The 19,774-nt window shown below is 54.9% G+C and carries 8 protein-coding genes; 4 read left to right on the top strand and 4 right to left on the bottom strand.

Features of this window, described 5'->3' with window-relative positions:
• Positions 1-19: 19 nt before the first annotated feature.
• From IEN85_RS11125 to IEN85_RS11115, 3 genes are all read left to right on the top strand, one after another.
• Positions 20-1,015 (top strand): Gfo/Idh/MocA family protein, encoded by a 996-nt coding sequence (locus IEN85_RS11125; protein WP_191617161.1) that lies wholly within the window; start codon positions 20-22, stop codon positions 1,013-1,015.
• Between the two features lie 107 nt (positions 1,016-1,122).
• Positions 1,123-2,469, top strand: a complete 1,347-nt coding sequence (locus tag IEN85_RS11120) for a hypothetical protein (RefSeq protein WP_191617160.1) — start codon at positions 1,123-1,125, stop codon at positions 2,467-2,469.
• Between the two features lie 11 nt (positions 2,470-2,480).
• The gene (locus IEN85_RS11115) at positions 2,481-6,500 is read left to right on the top strand and encodes a glycoside hydrolase family 2 protein (RefSeq protein ID WP_191617159.1); all 4,020 of its coding nucleotides are present in this window, start codon (positions 2,481-2,483) and stop codon (positions 6,498-6,500) included.
• A 455-nt stretch (positions 6,501-6,955) separates the two neighbouring features.
• Here the strand turns inward: IEN85_RS11115 and IEN85_RS11110 are convergent, their stop codons facing one another.
• From IEN85_RS11110 to IEN85_RS11095, 4 genes are all read right to left on the bottom strand, one after another.
• Positions 6,956-10,303, bottom strand: coding sequence for a TonB-dependent receptor plug domain-containing protein (locus IEN85_RS11110; RefSeq protein WP_191617158.1), 3,348 nt, complete (start codon positions 10,301-10,303; stop codon positions 6,956-6,958).
• 786 nt (positions 10,304-11,089) lie between these two features.
• Entirely contained in the window at positions 11,090-12,463 is a 1,374-nt protein-coding gene (locus IEN85_RS11105; RefSeq protein ID WP_191617157.1) for an MFS transporter, read from the bottom strand.
• A 185-nt stretch (positions 12,464-12,648) separates the two neighbouring features.
• Positions 12,649-14,919 (bottom strand): glycoside hydrolase family 3 N-terminal domain-containing protein, encoded by a 2,271-nt coding sequence (locus IEN85_RS11100; protein ID WP_191617156.1) that lies wholly within the window; start codon positions 14,917-14,919, stop codon positions 12,649-12,651.
• Positions 14,920-14,937: 18 nt separating this feature from the next.
• Entirely contained in the window at positions 14,938-17,628 is a 2,691-nt protein-coding gene (locus IEN85_RS11095; RefSeq protein WP_191617155.1) for an alpha-L-rhamnosidase, read from the bottom strand.
• Between the two features lie 284 nt (positions 17,629-17,912).
• Here IEN85_RS11095 and IEN85_RS11090 point away from each other — a divergent pair, with 284 nt between their 5' ends.
• Complete coding sequence (locus tag IEN85_RS11090) at positions 17,913-19,487, top strand: sulfatase family protein (RefSeq protein ID WP_191617154.1); 1,575 nt, start codon at positions 17,913-17,915, stop codon at positions 19,485-19,487.
• The last annotated feature ends 287 nt before the right edge of the window (positions 19,488-19,774 follow it).

Raw genomic sequence — 19,774 nt, 5'->3', positions numbered from 1 at the left:
TCTACCCCTCTTCAATGCTATGCCAGACAATCGAAAAGTAAACTGGGGCGTCCTCGCAAGCGGCGGCATTGCCCGCAAATTCGCCGCCAGCGCCAAGACGACACAAAACGCAGAACTCGTCGCGGTCGCCTCACGTACGCCGGGAAAGGCGAAGACCTTCGCTCTCGAGAACGGAGTGGGCAAGAGCTACGACAGCTACGAAGCGCTGCTCGACGATTCTACAATCGACGCCGTATACGTTGCCAACACCCATAACTTCCACCACCAGACTGTCCTGCTCGCTCTAAACTCGAGCAAGGCTGTGCTCTGCGAAAAGCCGCTTGCCATCAATGCCAAGCAGGCCGCAGAGATGATCGACGCAGCCCGCGCAAAAGGCGTTTTCCTCATGGAGGGGATGTGGACCCGCTTCCTGCCGGCGGTCGCGCAGATGCGGAGATGGATCGCGGGAGGCCTTATCGGCAAGCCGCGTCAGCTCTTTGCCAGCTTCGGAACAAACGTGCCGTTTGCCCCTGACCACCGGATGCTCAACCCAAAATTGGCCGGAGGAGCCTTGCTTGATTTGGGAATCTACCCGCTCGCCCTCGCGAGCATGGTGGCCGGAGGAAAACCTCCGACCCTTCAGCATAGCATCTGCGAAATCGGCGAAACTGGCGTCGACGTCGAAGACTCGCTATTGCTTTCCTACCCTTGCGGGCTCGTTGCCCATCTCTGCTGCGGCATCAAAAGCAAGTACACGAACAGCGCCACCCTTTGCGGCGAAACCGGAAGCATCACGCTACCGCCCCTTTTCATCGGAGCCCAATCCGTCACCCTGCAAACGGGCAACGAAACCATCACCAAAGAGTTCCCCTGCGAGTTCCTTCACGGGTTTCGCTACGAGATCGAAGCAGCGTCCGAATGTATCCTAAAAGGCCTTACAGAGTGCGATACGATTCCTCTGGACGAGACCCTAGAGCTCGCCCGCACGATGGATGCGTTTCGAGAGGAATGGGGACTCAGATACGACGGCGAATAAGCACGCACGATTTCCGCAAGCGTCGCCCCCGACGCTACACCGCACAGAAAGCAAACTTACTTCAGGTGAGTGACTACGCCTGAACGAGACACCAAACCTACTCTCCAATGAGCATCCTCCCCCGAATCGTTCTACTCTTCTCAATTCTCGCTCTTTCTACCAGCTATGCAGCCGCTCAAGCAGATGACGACGACATGCTCCTGATTGAAATAGAAGGCTTCGAGGTTTTCTCCAATAACATGAGGATCATCGATGGATTGAGCGGAAAGGAGTACACTGGCGATCATCCCGTAATCCTCGGGTTTCGCCGGGAGTTCGATACAATTCTCACCAAATACCACAATAAGCTGCTGGTGGACGAAGCGAAACGGCTGAAAGAGAGAGCCGAGGTGATAAAGCCTTTCTCCGAAGAACTAGCCGCCCTTTCTAGCTACTTTGGAATCGAGGATTTTAAGATAACGGGCCCACACCTGACACGAGAACTATCGATCTTCAAACGCATGGCCCAGGACCCGTTTTTCAATATAGAAGAGCTGGTCGTCTGGGACCTTCATTCCCTCCAAAACAATCCTACGAATATTCCGGCCAACAAGTACGCCAAGAACATCCGCTTCAACCAAGAAACCGGAGAATGGGAACGCCGCGTCATCACGAAATGGGAGGTCTCGTGGGTCAGTCCAGACCGACATCGGCGTCAAATCTACAAGTTTAAGGAACAAGGCCTGAACCTGGAAACCCAAAGAGGGTTCCACTTCAGCGCGGGACTGCGCGCCGACGTTCCTTCCACCGCTTTTCAAGAGGTAAAACTGCAGTATCCAATTTTCTACAACACGGGCGAACCGGTCGACGCGCAGATTCGAAAGCTTAAAGAAAACTTTCTGCTCAACCTGATCTACATCTACGATCCCTACAGTTGGGTCCTTCGCGGCAACGTACGATTCCGCAGAGGCTTTCACAGGCAGCTGCATAGCCACATCAAAACCCAATCCTTACCCATCAAGGATCGCGACTGGTTTGATCGAGTCCTCGCTCACTTTCTTCACGACCTCGCAACCATTCGTTTCTGGGGCGTAGACGAAATCTACGACCTGCAGATTCTTTCCGAAGACAAAACGAACAAACACCAGCTCGGAACTGGACTAGACCTTCTAAACTGGAACAAAGCCGACAAGCGCGAAATCGATTTCGATCCAGAGGAACCACAAACGGTTCCCCACATCAGCTTCGACAATCCACATCGAGCCCGTTACGTTTTGCTTGATGCGTATCGACGCTATGGAGACACGTTTCTCGACGCGCTTGTGTCACGCTTCCACGCGATCGAAGGGCGAACGAGCGGAAAGCAGCTCGTGAGAGATGCGATCGAAGATGCCTCAGGCGTCTCCGCAGATAAATACATTCCCGCCGCCATCAAGGCGCAACGCTCCGAACTCAAACGCTTCCTACGAAACTGAACCCCTATCACATGCCCCCAAAACGCTGCTTCACACTCCTGGCTATTCTCATATTCTGTAAAATCGCCCTTGCCCAAACAAACATCGCCCCCACCTCCCCCGTGCCCGACCCCATCGATCTCGCCTGGCTTCCAAAAGCCAACCATGAAAGCCCTACACAGTCGCTCAACTGGATCCATAGGCAGGCACCTGGATTTCTGGACAGAGCTCCGGATCTCCGAAAACAGGCCCCGCTTTCCGGAGAATGGCAATTCCTGCCGCTGACTGCAAACGCCGCCGGTATGCGAGTGGACCTTCCGCATGAGTTTCCCTCGAAGAGGGACTACCAGTGCGCTTGGTACGCCACCCGATTTGAACTAGAAGCGCTGCCTCAGGATCGCTTGTTCATTCTGCTCAACCGCATCGATCTGCTCGGTGTCGTATTTCTCAACGGACAGAGGATTGGCCAGCATGCTGGTTCTTACACGCCCTTCGAATTCGAAATCACCGATGCCGTTGTTCGTGGCAGCAACACCTTGGCGATCTTCGTGCAAGACCGCAGCGCGGCGGTCGATGGCGACAAGGCCTATCATCAGCTAGGTCCAGCGTGGTTGGATTCCGAATACAGCCAGGGACGTGCCGACAAGGTTCTGCCGGGTGGATTCGATGACGTTCCGGTCTTGGAGCTCCGTTCTGAACGCTATTTTCGGGATATCTTTGTCAAGACGTCGACTCGCCAACAAGAGATGGAGATAGAGGTCGAGTTCACCCCCGCTCCCGCTCCCTCTCGCTCGCCGGCGGCAACCCTTTCCTTCGAGGTTCTCGACTGGAGCAGTGGACGAAGAGTCGACTTGGAGATTCCAAGCCATAGGATCGACAACGCAGAGACGACCCACCACAAGATCCGTGTCCCTTGGCAGGATCCAAAACTCTGGAGCCCAAACAATCCACACCTCTACGTTCTGCGCGCCGTCCTCGAAACAGATCAAGGTAAGGATATCCTGGATACCCGCTTCGGCTTTCGAGAATTTTGGATAGAGGGAACGTCCTTCTTGCTCAATGGCATTCCCACGCGCCTACGGGGCGAATCGATCTACCGCGACTTTCACCTGGCCGACGAAAGCCACACCGAAATTTTCAAGCGCTACAAGGAAATGTTCGGGTCCAACGCTTGCCGAATCCACGCCTACATGCCTCACGGAGACATCATTCGAGCTGCCGACGAAGCTGGCGTGCTACTCATCAACCAATCGGCCATCTGGTCCGTCAACGTCATGTTCTACAAGCGTGGCGGACAGCGCTTTCTCAACAATACGAAAAAAGAATTCGAGGAATGGGCGCGGCGCGACCGCAACAGCCCCTCTGTGGTCATTTGGGACGTGGAGAACGAGATGCTCCGCTACAACCACGAGCTGCACCTTCCTTGGGTCAGCCAACTCCCCGATTTTATAAAGCCCTTCGACGACACGCGTCCGATCAACTTCTCCGGAGGGGGCTGGTTCGACCCCGATCAGGACATGGTGTCCCTGCACATGCAGGAACACTACACCCGCATCATGCGCGATTGGAAAGCCAAAGGCGACCAACCCCTCCTCATGGGAGAATTCTGGGTGGGCGGGCGAATGGAGCAACGCATTCCGACCTCTCCCGAGTTCGCCTCCACACGCGAGCGATATCTCGCAGAGGGAGAAATCTACCGCGAGCGCATCCTGGAAATGCGGGAGATCGGCGTATCGGGAGTGATGCCCTTCCGGCTCTCCCTGCTCGCTTTCGACCGCGCAGCCACAGACCGCAATGGCAAAACGCCCCTGCGACCTGCGGCAACCTACGCACCCATCAAGCAAGCTCTGCAAGCGGAGACTGTATTCGTCTGGCCAAGACAAAAATACACATCAGCGAATGCCCCGCTACAGAGGGAAATCGTAGTCTGCAACGATGGAGAAATTGCGAAACGCTACACCCTGCGCTACGGTTGGGAGGATGCCCCCCTCAAAGAAGTCCACCTGCGACTACAACCTGCCGAGCAAGGGCGTATCCCAGTGAAGCTGCCTGCCCCCTCAGGCGAGCAAACGCTCATTGCGCACTTGAACAGCGAGCACGAATCCATTGCCAATGACCGGCTCTCCATCGTCCCCATCGAGCACTCCGGCTTCTCTATCGATACAGTCATTCAAATCTACCGAGATACGGATCTCTCCCATACCTTGGAAGCCGTCGGTCTCGAAACTCGTTCCACCGAGGCGATCCCCTCTCCGGATCAAGCTCCAGACCTGATCTGGATCATACCAGACGGAGCCAACAATCGAGAGCTCAACACGCATAGAGACAAGATTCTCGATTTCCTAAACGCAGGGGGTACCCTTCTTTGCCTTAAGCAGAACCAAGCACCGCTTTGGTTCCCCATCAAATTCCAATTCTGGTCCGCTATCCAGACCTCCCCGCATACCTACGCTGCCATGGGCTGGGAGGGGCTGCACAAGGACCTGTTCTACTCCAAGAACGCTCCCATCCTCATGCAGGAACATCCTATCTTTACGGGAATCGAAAACGACAACCTGCACCTTTGGGACCCAGTCGACGGACGCGTCAGCGACGACGTTTTCGCCCGCCCCTCAAGCGTAAACAAATACGAATCAGGAAACTGGATACCCTTGGCTAGCGGCACCCGACGCGAACACGTGAGCATTGCGGAACTCTCCTACGGCAAAGGCACGCTACTTTCCAGCCAGCTCAACCTCACTGAGAACCTCGATAACCCGCAGGCCAATCGGCTTCTCGGCAACATGCTTCGCTACCTTTCCGCTAAGACACCCCAAAAACGGATTCGAAAGGTCGCCCTTCGGGGCGCGCTATCGCCTACCGAACTATCGCAGCAACTTAACGTACCCATAGACACACTACAGGGCGCGTTCGCATCGCATCAAGACCTAATGATCGCCTTAAACGGAAGCGACCTGGAAGAAGCAAAGCAATGGGCTGCTGCCGGCGGGACCGTTTTCATAGCCTCAGGCCCGCTTGCCTCCCAGCTTTCCGGAGTGGAGTTCGATAGCGCGCAGGCCGAGCCCTACCTTGCTACCAAGGTGGGAGCGCACCCGCTGCTGGGCGGGGTTTCTTCTGCCCTTTTTCTCAGCGATTCTCGGGTGGGCGTTTCGGGCCATTTTACGCGTCTGCCCGACAAAGCCCGCGTCCTCCTGCAAGGGTTTACAGGAAAGGCCTTTTGGAGATTCGAAGACGCCGGCCCCATCTTGTTCAGCTTTCCCCACGGAAAAGGTGAAATCCTCGCCTCCAGCCTGCAATTTGGCCCGCAACTGAAGGCGTCCGAACGCGAAATGCTTTCGCTGGTTCTTACCCACTACGGCACACCGATCGAGAACGCAAAGAGCGGGCTCGACCACGTTGTCATAAAGAAGACGGTTCCCATCACAGTAGACGGCGTGCTCAACGAATGGCTGGAAGACATGGAGGATCGCTTCGTCACGCCCTACCTGCACGCCCACCCGATTTACCTCACTTCCGAAAGCATCGTAGAAGGACCGCCCGAGTTCGACCTCAACCTTTCCGCCATCAATTATCTGCTTTGGAACGAAGAGGCTCTCCACATCGCCGGCGTCGTATTTGGAGAAGAACGCACCTTTGAAACGGGCATCGAGTACGGACGCCCCAAGACCTTCGAGCAGGAAATCCGCTACGGAAACGACATCATAAAGCTGTCCGTCGAGCACGATCGAACGACCGCTAGCGTCAACGGAAAGCCTTTATCGCTGGACCTGCTGGCCACCTCCACAGCCGAATCCAAAGACCTCACCGATGCGACTCGGCTGCAATTCAGCTATATCCTAGCAAGCGGTAAAATCGCTTCCGTCGACAATCTGACCGGCAATACCTTCGAGATCAAAGTCCCTTGGGACCTGCTTAAAACCGAGGCAACAGATAAGCAAGTGAGGGCGCTGTTCACCCTCTTCGCCCGCGGTTCCAAAATCCAGATGCCACCCAATGCGTCGGCGGCAAGCCCCAAAACATGGCTTCAGACTCGCCTCGGAAAAGGCAAGTGAGTTCAGTGCCGAGACACGTAGCCAGAGGGGTTCCGCCACAAGCGGAGGGTTGAATCAGAAGTTCCGCGCGCACATCGATCGCCCGGAGGAGTGCCCCACCCTACGAGCGATTGCCCATTGGTTGGCGACGTGGATCGCCTCTTGGCTTTGAAACTTGTTAGGTAAATCTTAAAACACGCAGGGCGCCGCGCTTGTTATAGCGCAAGGATGATAATTCTCTGCAGGAAGACACAAGCACCGCACCCCACTGCTCTGATCTGACAAAGTAGAAATAAGATCCGAAGGGATTACGCTCATCACTCACGGTCCAGGCTCTTTAAGGCTTTTCGAAAAAGCTCGTATCTCCTGTTTGTCGAACAATAAAAAAAGGTCCTGCCACTAAAAAGCAGCAGGACCAGATGTTTGTTCCAGATATGACCTGGAACCCTTTGAGGTAACAATTCAGGTTCTGGAGACTAGAACCTAAAGGTGTTCGTCCACTGGAGGAAGCTTTCACGACCTGCCCGATAAGCAGCCGGCATCCCGTCAGGATTGACGGCGCTGAGCACGATGTCGTCGTCACCCACGAGATTGTTGATCTGTAGGCGAGTAATCCAGGTCACGCTGTCATCCAAGATCTTCTTACGATAGCTAGCGTTGAGCCCTACGTTTAGCGTAGCATCCGTATAGAATGGATTCTCCAAATCGGAAGCTGGCCCATTTTCCGTCTGGATGATTGGGTAACCCACAGCGTTACCTTCACGCCAACGGGCGTTGGCGCCAATCGACATCCCCTTGAACCGTCCGTCTTTGAAGCTATAGTTCGTCACCAGGTTTGCTGCGTATTCGGATTGCCCTACATTGATACGGCCTTCACCCGCTGCAGCAGTATTTTGCGCCGCCACGATACGATTCGTATACTCGTCGATCATGTACTTTTGCACGGAACGATCTTGGAAACGAATACCTGGCTCTGAGCGAACGAGAGTACCATCCGCTTCATACAAGGACCAAGGCTTCCAAGTCTTATCCCAAATCTGGATACGAGCATCGACGTATTCATTGAAGCCAGGACCAATGTTGTCCTGGATGGTCTGCACCTTAGTCGCGTTGAATGCGATTCTCCAATTCTTGGTCGGATTATAGGTAAGCTCTAGTTCATAGCCAGTGGCGTCGACGTCGACCGTATCGTCCGAGTTCGCGGGGGCGAAGTAGCGGGCTTCCGTCGGCTCGCTAAGCTTGTTCGGAGCATCAGGATCGTACCAGGCATAACGGAAGTAGTCTTCCATTTCCTGCTGGCTGAGTCGCACGCCTTCAAGCTCCATGTATCTACCGTTGTCGTAATCGCGGATACGGTTGTTACGAAAGTTACGAATGGTCGCCCAAGCGAAGCGCTCGTAGGTGTTGACTCCGAAACGAGCCGTATTGGCGAGCGTACCGCGACCGGAAACGTTTTTCTGCGACGATTCGAAACGGTTCAGCTTGACCTCCAGTTTGTTCTCGAAGAGGCGCATCACAATACCAATGTCCTCGCCTACGCCGGAGGGATTTGGGATTGGGTCAAGCGTTGGATAGACACGAAGGGCTCCTACCTCGAAGTTGTCCGACTCATTGTAATGCAGGGATAGCCAGTCGAAGGCATGGAATACGATACCTTTGGTGCTGGTTGAACCGGTTTGCGATGCATCTGGGTCCATGTCACGTGCAAGCGCTTCGCGTTCGTGAATGGCAGGTCCCCAGACATCAGGATTGCTGGGGTCGACCAAGTCGGTAAGTTCGTCACGGTCTTGGTTCGCTGACTTCGAGGTCACGGTGTCCTCACGGAAGCCGAGAGTCGTTACGATCTTGTTGTTCCACAGATACCCTTGCCAGGTAATGCCTTCACCTTCGACGTCGAGCGAATTCCAAGAGGCGCGACTGTAGGTCGTCTCTGTAGGCGTTGGGCTCGAGTATCCCCAAACCAGTGGATCGTTTATAGTGGCCCCATTTTCAGGTCGGTAGACAGAGATTGGAGTGCTCGGATCGATGTCTTGTGTCGTGTAGGTAGTGTAGTTGGGAAATTCCTGGTCGGCCGTAAAGGGGTCGCCTAAATACCAGTTCTGAAAAACCCAGCTCCCGTAAATCGAGCGGTTTAGGCCGAAGGTCAATGCGTCATCCGAATTGAACGAGCTAGGGCTAGCGCCAAAATTGGTGTCCGTTGCAGAGCTATCAAAGAGCGAACCGGAGAAAACGTGCCTTCCCAAGAATCCTAGCTTATCGCTAACGTCTCTGAAATCGAGATCATAGGCAGCCGAAAAACGATACGCTTCACGATCGTCTTCCCTCTCGCTCTTACCGCCGCGACCCGAAATGTAGGGTCGGAGGTAACCAGGGTTTGCCGTGACACCATCAAGCAAGACGGGATTAAGATCGATCGATACGGCACGATCCGCACCGTTGAAACGAGAAACATTTACGTTCGTCGTGTTGTCCTTGAATCCTGAAACCTCGAAGTGGAAGTCCTCCGTCACTTTCTGAGTCCAACTCACATGATGCGTCTCGCTCTCCCGGTTCTGGCTGTTGCCCGGAAGGGCCGCAAGGTTGATATCGTAGATCGGGAAGATGCGTGGATCGGTTACGCTGGTGTTGATGAAGTTATCGACTTGGTCGAAAGCACTGCGGCTTCGCGCCAAAACGAGCCGCGTATCATCTTCCACCAGGTTGATATTCCTATAGTTCCCGTTCTCATCGAGATCACGGAACCCTACCGCGCCCTTGGTAGTGATGAAGGGAACCGTAGGGTCTTCGCTACCTGGCAGGAAGAACTGGATGTTGGTGAACGGGAACGGGCTGTTTATTTCCTCAACCCCTCCGTTCAACGTTTCCGGAGACGCAGGATTGGCGCTGCCCGAAGGACCGCCTGGGAAATTCGTCGCCGGGAAAACGCCTTGGTTCGCAGGATCGCGTATGTCCCAAATAGGACGTCCTTGAGCCACCCAGTGCGAGATATTGTCGATCGGCAACGAATAGTTCGGACGACGAGCATCGTTGTCCGTCATCTCGAAGTTGTAGCGCAGGCTGGTACCATTGAACGGCTTCGCCAACAGTGAGACGGTCAAGCGATCATCCTTATCGAAGGAAGTATCGTATTGGCTCTTGGTGTTTTCATCCAACTTCATCAAGCGGATGGCGAACGTTTCACCAATCGCTCTATTAAAATCGAATGCCGCCCGGCGGGTTCCGAAGCTGTCAACCTTGAGCGATATCTCGTTGATATCCTTACCGGTCGTTGCCTTCTTTGTAGTGTAATTAATGATACCTGCTGGACTGCCGAGACCGAAGAGAATCGAATTCGGACCGCGTACGAGAGCAATTCGATCAACGTTGTAGCGATCAAGGTTGCCATTCCCTGACTCGAAGAAGTCACGCGTCAAGCTCGCCCTCGCAAGTCCACGCACGCGGTTGTTGCCCGGTTGGGTATTGACGCTGCTATCCTGCAGCTCGCCGGAGCTTCCTCTTTCCGAGGTATCGGTTACTAGTGCTGTCTCGACACCCGCAACATAAGCGAACGCTGTTTCGATGTCCGAAGCGCCTACGTCATCCAAGAATTCGGACGTGAGAACGGAAACGGAGGCGGCTACGTCCTTCAGTTCGGTGTTGAGACGGGAACCTGCTAGAGTCGAGTTGGCACGGTATCCAACGTCATCGCTGCTCGACACCTCGAAAGGTGACAGTTCGAAGACTTCTTCTTCGGAGTCAGAGTCTTGGGCGTAAGCGTACCCGCCTGCCAAGACAGCGACCAGTACGAGCGAAGATCCTCGCTCAATTGTTTTAGGTATAATCATAGATGTGTGGTTTGTTTGATAGAATCAACTGTCGCTCGTTTGTACCAACGACAGCGGGATTGTGTCCTAACAGCCGTCTCTGTGGGGAAACAAACTGGCGCCCTCCCCCACCGCATCTCCAAAGTGAGCCTACAGCGACCCGTATACGTACGCCTGCAGCAACGCACTAAACAGGTAGTCTGTGGGGTATGCATCGGTAAGATGCGTTGGGTAAATAACGGGAGAGAGTTTACCTTAATTCATACGTATCTAACAATGTACGGTATCCTTTTTATTTGTTCTTTTGAATCCATATAACACAAAATCGCCCCCAAACATACATGCTATTCCTCTCCGCACATTTTCGCATTCCCCCTATTCTGTCGCCGCTCATCTTGAGCTCCCGCTGTCTCGAGCCTTGTTCAAGGGCATAAATCGATGCATTTTTGCATTATACAAATGCATTTTCAGAACAAACTCACTCCCTTCGGAGGCTCGACAAGACTTGACACAGGCGATCGACAATTCGCGGACCTTCGATCCCGTTACGGAAGCTAGGCTGAGCCAGGAATGGTAGGCCCTCCATTCAACCGAAAACCCAGCTGCTAACAGCAGACGCTAGCCCCACGCGCAACGTTGGACAAAGCAAAAAAAAACGGGCGCCTGCGAAAACGCCCGCATCCTAAAACGTGTAATATGACTCTAATGTGATCGCCTCGTCGCACCTCTACTTGGCCTTGGCAACTTAAGGATCCATTCGCAACCCTGTCGCAACGTCATGTTCCGTAAGGCAAGAGATCGATTCTCCTACAAGTTTTCTTCCTTCTCTTCCAAATTGTAGAGCCTCAGGACGAGAGAAGCTGCGATCGCAAGCGCGATGGTGCCCATGCTGAAGACCCAACGCATCTTGTCGAACGTCCCCGGAGCCTGGTCAATCCCTGACTCGTGCACCCAACCAGAGAACTTCAAAACGTACCCGGACCCCACTGACGTAAGCGAAAGGGCCAGTTTCGTCACCCAGGCTAGACTGGCAGCGTACATGCCCTGGCGAGAGGTACCGTTCTTCTCCTCGTCGTATGCAGCAACATCGGCCATCAGGGAGGGCGCGAGCACGATCACCGCTACCAGACCGGGAGCCAGGAAAAAGTTTGGCACGATCACCCACCAGTCCGCGTTGGGCACGTACACGAAAAGCTTGACTATACCGCCCACCACGATGGAAGCCGTACAAAATTCGAAGGCCCGCCGCTTGCCGATCCTCTTCGCGAAAGCAGCCATCAACGGTATGCACAGGATCCCCACGACGTGAAACGTGGTCCCTCCGATGCCCTTGAAAAATCCCATTTTGGCCTCATCCCCGCCAAAGACGTTATAGACCATCAAAAAGAAACCGAGCGTATCGACTAAGAGGATACTCGAGAAGATCAGTACCGTGGCGATGGCGAGCACGAGGAAATTCCTGTCCCTCAACGTCAAGCTCCAACTCTTCATAAGCGGAACCCGCTCGACCGTCTGTGCCGGATGATCCTTTTCCTTGATAAACAGGGCCGGCAGCAATCCCGTCACCACAATGATCAAGCCCACCATGGCTCCCACAACCTTGGCCCCCATCAGGGTTCCGGTGAAAATGGAGAGCGTCACGAGATAGTACATCCACTGCACCCCTACCCCCGAGAGCTTGTGGAAAAACGAGCGCCATGCCATCCAAGCGGTTCGCTCATGCTTCGACGACGCGGTCTCCATACCCAGCGCCACGTACGGCACCGCGAAACTGGTAGTCCCCACCGTTGAAACCAAGAGGGCCGAGAGAAGCCAATAAAACTGGAAGTCAGTCGAAGCAGCCTCTGGCGTCCACCAGATCCCAGCCACGCAAAGGCCACTGAAGAGGGCTCCAAAGGCGATAAACGGCCGACGACGTCCAAAGCGCCCCTTCCAGTTGTCGGAAATCGAGCCCATAAGCGGATCGGTGAAGGCATCCAACAGGCGCGGGATCGCCATCGCCCAGCCGACGAGTACCGGATCGACGCCGAGAGCGATCGCAAAAACGGGGTTCACCAACTGGGCAACCGCGTTCACCGAGATGTTCTCCGCAAAGCCGCCCGGCCCGTAGAACTTCTTCATTCTCGATTCATTGCTCGGCGTTTCCGCGGCTTTCGCTTCCGTATCTTTTGTCGCTTGCATTAGTTAATAAGGAGATGCCGGGCAACTGATCCGCGTATGGGACCAAATGGGGCAATTGGGGATGACAGCGGATCCGCAAGGTGAACGACAGAGCCGCAAATCATCAAAGCTATGGGTGAAGAATTAGAAACACCAATGAAGAGGTAAGGAATTCTTTGTCCTTTTGCATCTTATCTAATCTCCGTTCACACTACTTCGAAGCGCCCCTCCAGCCGCACGTCGCGACTCGAACCTCCTACTTCGAGCTCGAACGCACCCGCTTCGACGCCGGAAACGCCACCTCGCCCAGTGAAGGACATGTCTTTTTCCGGACTCAGGGCAAAGTTCAACTGACGTTCCTCGCCCGCCTTTAGCTTCACTTTCTGGAATGCCACCAAAAGCTTGTCCGGTCGTACCACCGAGGCGTATTTGTCGCGCAAATACACTTGCACAACCTCCGCACCGTCAAAGGCGCTCACGTTCTTAACCTTGAGAGAGAAACAGAGCGATTCCTCGCGAGAAATTTCAGCCGCCTGCAAACGAAGGTCGGCATATTCGAAACGAGCGTAGCTTAGGCCGAAGCCAAAGGGATAAAGCGGTCCCGGCTCCTCGTCCAAATAATCCTTGTAGAAGGAAATGCGCTTCTGCGAATAGTAGACTGGCAGCTGCCCCACCGAACGCGGTATCGTCAGCGGCAAACGACCACTGGGACTTTCCTCGCCAAATACCACTTTTGCCAAAGCCGCTCCATTCGCCTGACCTAGGTAAAAAGTGTTCAGGATCGCAACCGGCAAGCGCTCGATTTCAGGGATCGAATAGGGGCGCCCCCCTTGCAGGACAACGACCGTAGGGGTTCCGGTCGCTACCACCCGCCGCACGAGCTCCAGCTGATTCCCCAGCAAACCGAGCGTCGCCCGGTCCCCCTTGATGCCATCCACGTAAAAGGCCTCCCGACTGGTTTCGGTGGTCCCCCCCACGCAAACCACGGCGACATCGGAACTTGCGGCAATATTCACCGCCTCGCTTATGCTATCCTCTTCCGCTTCCATGCTCGCTTGATGCAGGGTCGACTGCGCGCCATCCCAGCCGACCTCGGCTATGGAACAACCTTTGCAGTGGCGAACCTCCAGCCGATCGCCCGCCACCGCGCGGACTCCGTCCAAGAAGCTGGATATCCCAGTCCGGCCCACAGTGTAGTTGCCGACTTGCTTCGAGTCCGCATTCGGCCCCAAGACCGCAATCGACTTCAGCTCCTCACGCTGCAAGGGCAAAATGCCTCCATCGTTTTTCAGCATTACGATCGACTCCGTTGCGATTCGCTCCGCAACCTCTTGGTTCGCTTTGCAGTCTACCACCTCGAGAGCTCTCGTTTCATCAACAAAAGGGTTTTCAAACAAGCCAAGCTTGAATTTCAGTCGCAGCACTCGCCTGACGCTCACGTCAAGGTGTTCCTCCAAATGCGGACGCTCCTGAATCACTTTCAGCAAATGCTGGTACCCTTGCGCCACCGGAAGGTCTACATCCATCCCAGCGCTGAGAGCCATTTCACAGGCGTCCTCCACCGTCTCGGCCACCCGCTGAAAAAACTCCAATCGCGGCACGTCATTGTAGTCAGAAACCACATACCCTTGAAATCCCCATTCCTCACGCAACAAGTCCGTCAGCAAGGCCCGGTTTCCATGGGCAGGCACCCCATCGACCTCGCAGTGCGAGGCCATCATGCCCAGAGCATTGGCTTCTTGCACAACGGCTTTGAACGGGGGCAACACTTCATCGCGCAATGTCCGGCTATCGATAGGAGTCGCTGCGAAATTTCGCCCTCCTACCACCTGTCCATAGCCGGCAAAATGCTTAGGAGCCGAGATGATATGATCCGCATCCACATTGCCACTACGCCCACCTTGCAATCCTGCGACCGCTGCCAACCCCATTTGCGAAACAAGATGGGTGTCTTCACCAAAGGTCTCTTCAATACGGCCCCAACGCGGATCGCGACCGAGATCGAGTACAGGCGTATGCGCTTCATGGGCGCCTCGGGCCCGGGCCTCCCGGCCTGCGACATCAAACGCCTCCTGCACCAGCTCAGGATTCCAGCTGGACGCCATGGCAAGCGGAACGGGTAGGATAGTCGATTCCCTGCCCGCGTGTCCGTGAGCGCACTCGCTTCCAACCAGAGCGGGAATGCCAAGTCGCGTTTCTTCGAGTAGCTGGCGCTGCAAGTCGTTGACCTCTCGCACGCTCTCCTGGGGGGATCTGGGATCGAAGGTATTCTCGATTTGGCCAATCCCTTGCGAAATTCCGTCACGTACCGCTTTCACGATGCCCGCGAGTCCCTCTTCAGCTGCGGTCGAGTCTCGCAAGCTTACCGCCTGAACCTGGGCAACCTTTTCTTCCAGCGTCATGCGTGACATTAAGTCCTCTACTCGAGCTTCGACCGAAGCGCTCGCATCGCGGTACAATGGTAATTGATTATTCATTAACTGAAATGTCTGTATTCAAATTCTTGATTCTGCCAAAGTGCCGTCCGCTTCTATCCTAAAACGGATCTGACCCGACAATAAGCTAAAGTGGACGCGTCCCGATTCCAGCCTTACATTTTCGATACATTGCGAATCCGTAATCTTCGCCCCCCCGGAGCTGATGGCTGCGACCGACTCAGCGGGCAACGAAACACTCGCAGAAGTGTTGGCTGGGATACTGATTTCGACATCGACTCGGTCGACCTCCCTGCTCCACGCCGAAACAATTTCTCCGTAGGGAGTTTGCAAGGTCGCTGCGGCATACTTGAGCCCACCCCCCATTTCTGGTTCGATGCGGAAGCGTTTCCATCCGGGGAACTCCGGGTTTGGCTTGATACCCGCAATCGTATCGTAAAACCAACCCACCACAGATCCGTAGGCATAGTGATTGAAGGAATTCATCCCCATTGGATGGAAGCCCTTCTCTGGAGTCCAGCTATCCCAGCGCTCCCAAATTGTCGTCGCTCCATTCTTAACGCTGTATAGCCAACCTGGATACGTTTCTTGCAAGACCACCCTGTAGGCGAGGTCCGACCGACCGCACTTGCTGAGTACCGGAGCTATTAAGGGCGTGCCAATGAATCCTGTAGACAGATGGTCTTCCTTGGCCCTCAGCGCCGACACAAGATGCTCGATCATCGCTTCACGCTTTTCGTCCTGCACCAGATCAAAGCCTAAGGCTAATAGGTAAGCGGTCTGTTCATCGCTCACGACTTTTCCATCTTCCGCAATGTACTCGCGCTGGAACGCAGCTTTGATTTCGGGTAACAGCTCTTCGTACTCGCGAACCTTGTCCGCGCGCCCAAGTTCCTTAGCCATCCAAATCGCGATCTGAGTGGAGTATGCGTAGTAAGCTGTTGCGATCAATCGGTAAGGCGTGGGAGCCTCCCCTTGAGGGTGCCAAGGAGCCAACCAATCCCCCCAGCCCTCCTTGCTGACGCGGATACCGTCGGGAGCGGATTCGCGCATGAGGTCAACCCAATCGCATACCGATTCGAAATTCTCCTCCAACAACGCTCGGTCTCCCGTATGAAGCCAAACGGTCCAAGGTACGATAGCTCCTGCATCCGCCCAGCCGGCAGCTCCATGGGAAAATCCGGTGAAAGGAGCAACACTTGCAAAACCGCCGTCCGGTCCGTCCTCGAAGCTGTCTCGCACCGCAGCTAACCACTGCCGGTAAAACGCTCCGGCATCCATGTTATACAGCGCGGTATGGCAGAAGACTTGGGCATCGCCAGTCCAACCCAGTCGCTCATCGCGTTGCGGGCAATCCGTAGGCAATTCCAAAAAATTCCCCTTTTGCCCCCACAGGGTGTTGGAATAAAGCTTGTTCAGAAGCCGGTTTGAACACTCAAACGTCCCAGTACGCTTCAAGTCGGTGTGTACCACGATCCCCAGTACAGAATGCTCTTGCGTATCTTCCACTCCACTCAGTTCCACGTACCGAAATCCGAAAAAGGTGAAGCTCGGCTCCCATGCCTCCGCCTCAGGAGCTCCCTTGGCAATATAAGAAGCGCTCGCCTTCGCCGTGCGTAAGTTCGCCGTGTGCAGCTCCCCGTCCGACTCCAGCATCTCGCCGAAGCGAAGCGAGATTTCCTGGCCGGCCTTCGCCTTCACAATCAAGCGCACCCAACCGACCATGTTTTGTCCAAAGTCATACAGGTAAGCACCCGCTTTCGTCTTCCGAACCTCCATGGGCTGCAAGGTTTCGATCGGCCTTACCGGGGGCGAATGCCTCGGAACCATCGGTATGCCGGGCGAACTTTCTACCACAGCGGGGAAGCCTTCTCTGCACCGCCGCCCGGGTTCGCACCAAGCAGGATCATGCAAGCGGGCGTCGAAGGTCTCTCCAAAATAGATCCCATTCGCTCGGATGGGCCCCTGACACCCCTCCCAGCTTTCGTCCGTCACCAAATTTACAATACTTCCATCTTCCGCTAGAATCTCGACCCACGCCGAAACCTTGGGGGTCGGATCGTATTGGTGATCCAAAAACAGAGTCCCGCTGTACCAGCCGTCCCCCAACACAAGACCGATCACGTTTTCACCGGCTTTCAAGGTATCCGAAATATCGTAACTCGTATAAAAAACGCGTTTGCGATAGTCGGGCCACCCCGGAGAGAAACAGTCGTCGCTGACGCGGTCACCGTTGAGCCAAGGCTGAACGACTCCCAAAGCGGATACGTAGAGCGTCGCTCGCATGGCTTTTTGCGGAAGCTGGAACGACTTCTTGAAATACCGAGCTGGAGGCGCCTCACCGAGCTCGACCTTTCTCCCGTCACTTATCCATTGGGCGGGCCAAGGCTCCCCCATCAAGCTGGTCTCGAATGAAGCCAGCTCGCTCCACTCAGAGACTTCGCCACGCTCGTTCCAAATCCTAAGCTGCCATTGGTAGGCTCGCCTCGGCTTCGCGCAAAAACCATCCACCTGAACCCATTGCGACTTGTCAGATTCAACCTTCCCAGAGTCGTGCAAGATCTCGCCGCCAGCCCCACTGGAGAAGACCCTCAGCTGATAAGCGCCTTGGGAGGCACCGCGACGGACGCTCACAATCTTCCAAGAAAATCGAGGCCTCTCGGAGTCAATCAAGCGCGGCGACTCCAGCCCTTCGCAACGAAGGCTCGAAACAGTATCTGCGCTCTCTGGAACTTTGTTCAGTGTAGCCATGGGAAGGGTATCAAAAAAAGCCGCACGCCCGCGATGACCGCGAGCGTGCGGCAAGAATTTTAACCTAAGACGAGCCCTGCAGACAATAGACACTCATCGCTTCTTTTGTGCATTTGCGGAAAGAGAGGTCGTAACCCGCAAATCGTCCTGTCCGTAAAACGACAAAAGATGCGACAAAGCTATGTTCGAGTCGTAGCGACTTCTTCGTTCTTATCACGCACTTCCCTTGCAAAAATAAACCTTTTCGCTGCCAATGAGATAGCGGAAGGAGACATCCCGTAACGATGGTAAAATCCCGACCGAACATCCTTTTCATCTTCACCGACCAACTGCGTGCCGACTGCATCGCTGCCCTTGGCAACAGCCAAATCAAGACCCCAAACATCGATCGCCTGGTTCGCGAGGGAACGGCCTTCACCCACTGCTACACGCCGAGCCCTGTCTGCATGCCGGCCCGCCATGCCCTGACCTGCGGAGCGCCGCCTCACCAAACCGGTTGCGTTGACAACCTCCCAATCAGCTGCGACCGAGGCAGCTTCATGGACGGCCTCAACGAGCTCGGGTATCAAACCCATGGCATCGGCAAGATGCATTTCGTTAAGGCGAAAGGGGATTGGGGCTTCCAAACCCGCGAGCACGCCGAGGAGATCATGGGCGAATCAGCCAGAGACGACTACCGCGACTATCTCTCGGAAAATGGATACGAGCACGTCCAGGATCCGTATGGATTCCGCAGTGAATATTATTACCTACCCCAGCCCTCGCAACTGCCCGATAGGCTCCACAACAACGCCTGGGTGGCAGATCGCTCGATCGAGTTCCTCAAAAACAGGGACAAAGAAAAGCCCTTTTTCCTCTGGAGCAGCTGGATCAAGCCCCACCCCCCTTTCGAAGCACCCGTGCCTTGGTCTCGCCTCTACCGTATGCACGAGATGGATAGTCCGTATTTGCCAGAAGACTACGAAGACCAACGGAACTTCTGGAGCAAAGTCCAGTGTCGCTACAAGTACATGGACTCCGGAGAGTCCAAACATCTGACCAGAATGATCCGAGCGGCCTACTACAGTGTCGTCTCGCACCTAGACTTCCACATCGGACGCGTTCTCGACGCCCTCGGTCCTGAAATCGACAATACACTGATCGTCTTTTCTTCGGACCACGGAGAGATGCTCGGCGACTTCGGCTGCTACGGCAAGCGCTCCATGCTCGACGCTTCAGTTAAGGTTCCGATGCTTGCGCGACTCCCCGGCACCTTCGAAGCCGGAGCAAAAACCAGCCAAGCCGCGTCCCTGCTCGACCTGTTCCCGACCTTCCTAGAGATCGCCGGTGGTTCGGTCAATGAAACCATCGAGGGAATCAGCCTCCAACGCCTGCAGGACAGAGATCCCAGCGAACGTTTCGTGCACAGCCAGTTTTCCCAGAACCAACTCGGACTGTACATGGTCGCCAACAAGGACTGGAAGTACATATACAGCGCTCCTGACGACAAGGAATGGCTCTACAAGGATGGCTGCGAAAGCGTCAATCTTGCCAACGACTCCGACTACGCAGACGTATTGGCCAGCGTAAGACAGCTTGCCATCGACCGTTTCAAGAAAGACGGCTACGATCAAGCAATCGAAGGCGACGACTGGGCTCGCTTCCCCAAGGCTGAGTTCCCAAGTGATCCGAACGATGGTTTGCTCTTCCAAGACCCTCCAACGCTCCAGCCCTCAATCGGCGCATTAGGGCCAGACTACGCCCGCAACGAAATCGACAAGAGCCGTGACGAATTCAACATCCTACGTCGACTCGGGCAGCGCTCCATGCTTACCCTTGAGGAAATACGAGAAGCGGAAGCCGCCACTCGGCATAGCTGAATCAGAAATCACGGCGGCCTTTCAAACGCCGTCCTTCAAAAGACTCAAAAGAGAGCGCGGAAAACATGTTTTCCGCGCTTTTCGTGTCAGAAAGAAATGCTGTGTACGTTTTATGAATACAATTAGTGGGCAGTTCTATTTCGCTGACAGACTCCTGTAGCACTGGCCCTCCCTTTCGGAATCCCGACCTGCAATCTGTCGTGGTCGAGACTTAATTGCATGCTTGGATTCCCGAATCACCGACATCCGTAAGCGGACGCCTTTACTGGAGAAAATCGTCCAAGAAA

Origin of the sequence: Pelagicoccus enzymogenes (assembly GCF_014803405.1) — a bacterium.
Lineage (GTDB): Bacteria > Verrucomicrobiota > Verrucomicrobiia > Opitutales > Opitutaceae > Pelagicoccus > Pelagicoccus enzymogenes.
This window is presented reverse-complemented; position numbering and strand designations above follow the sequence as displayed.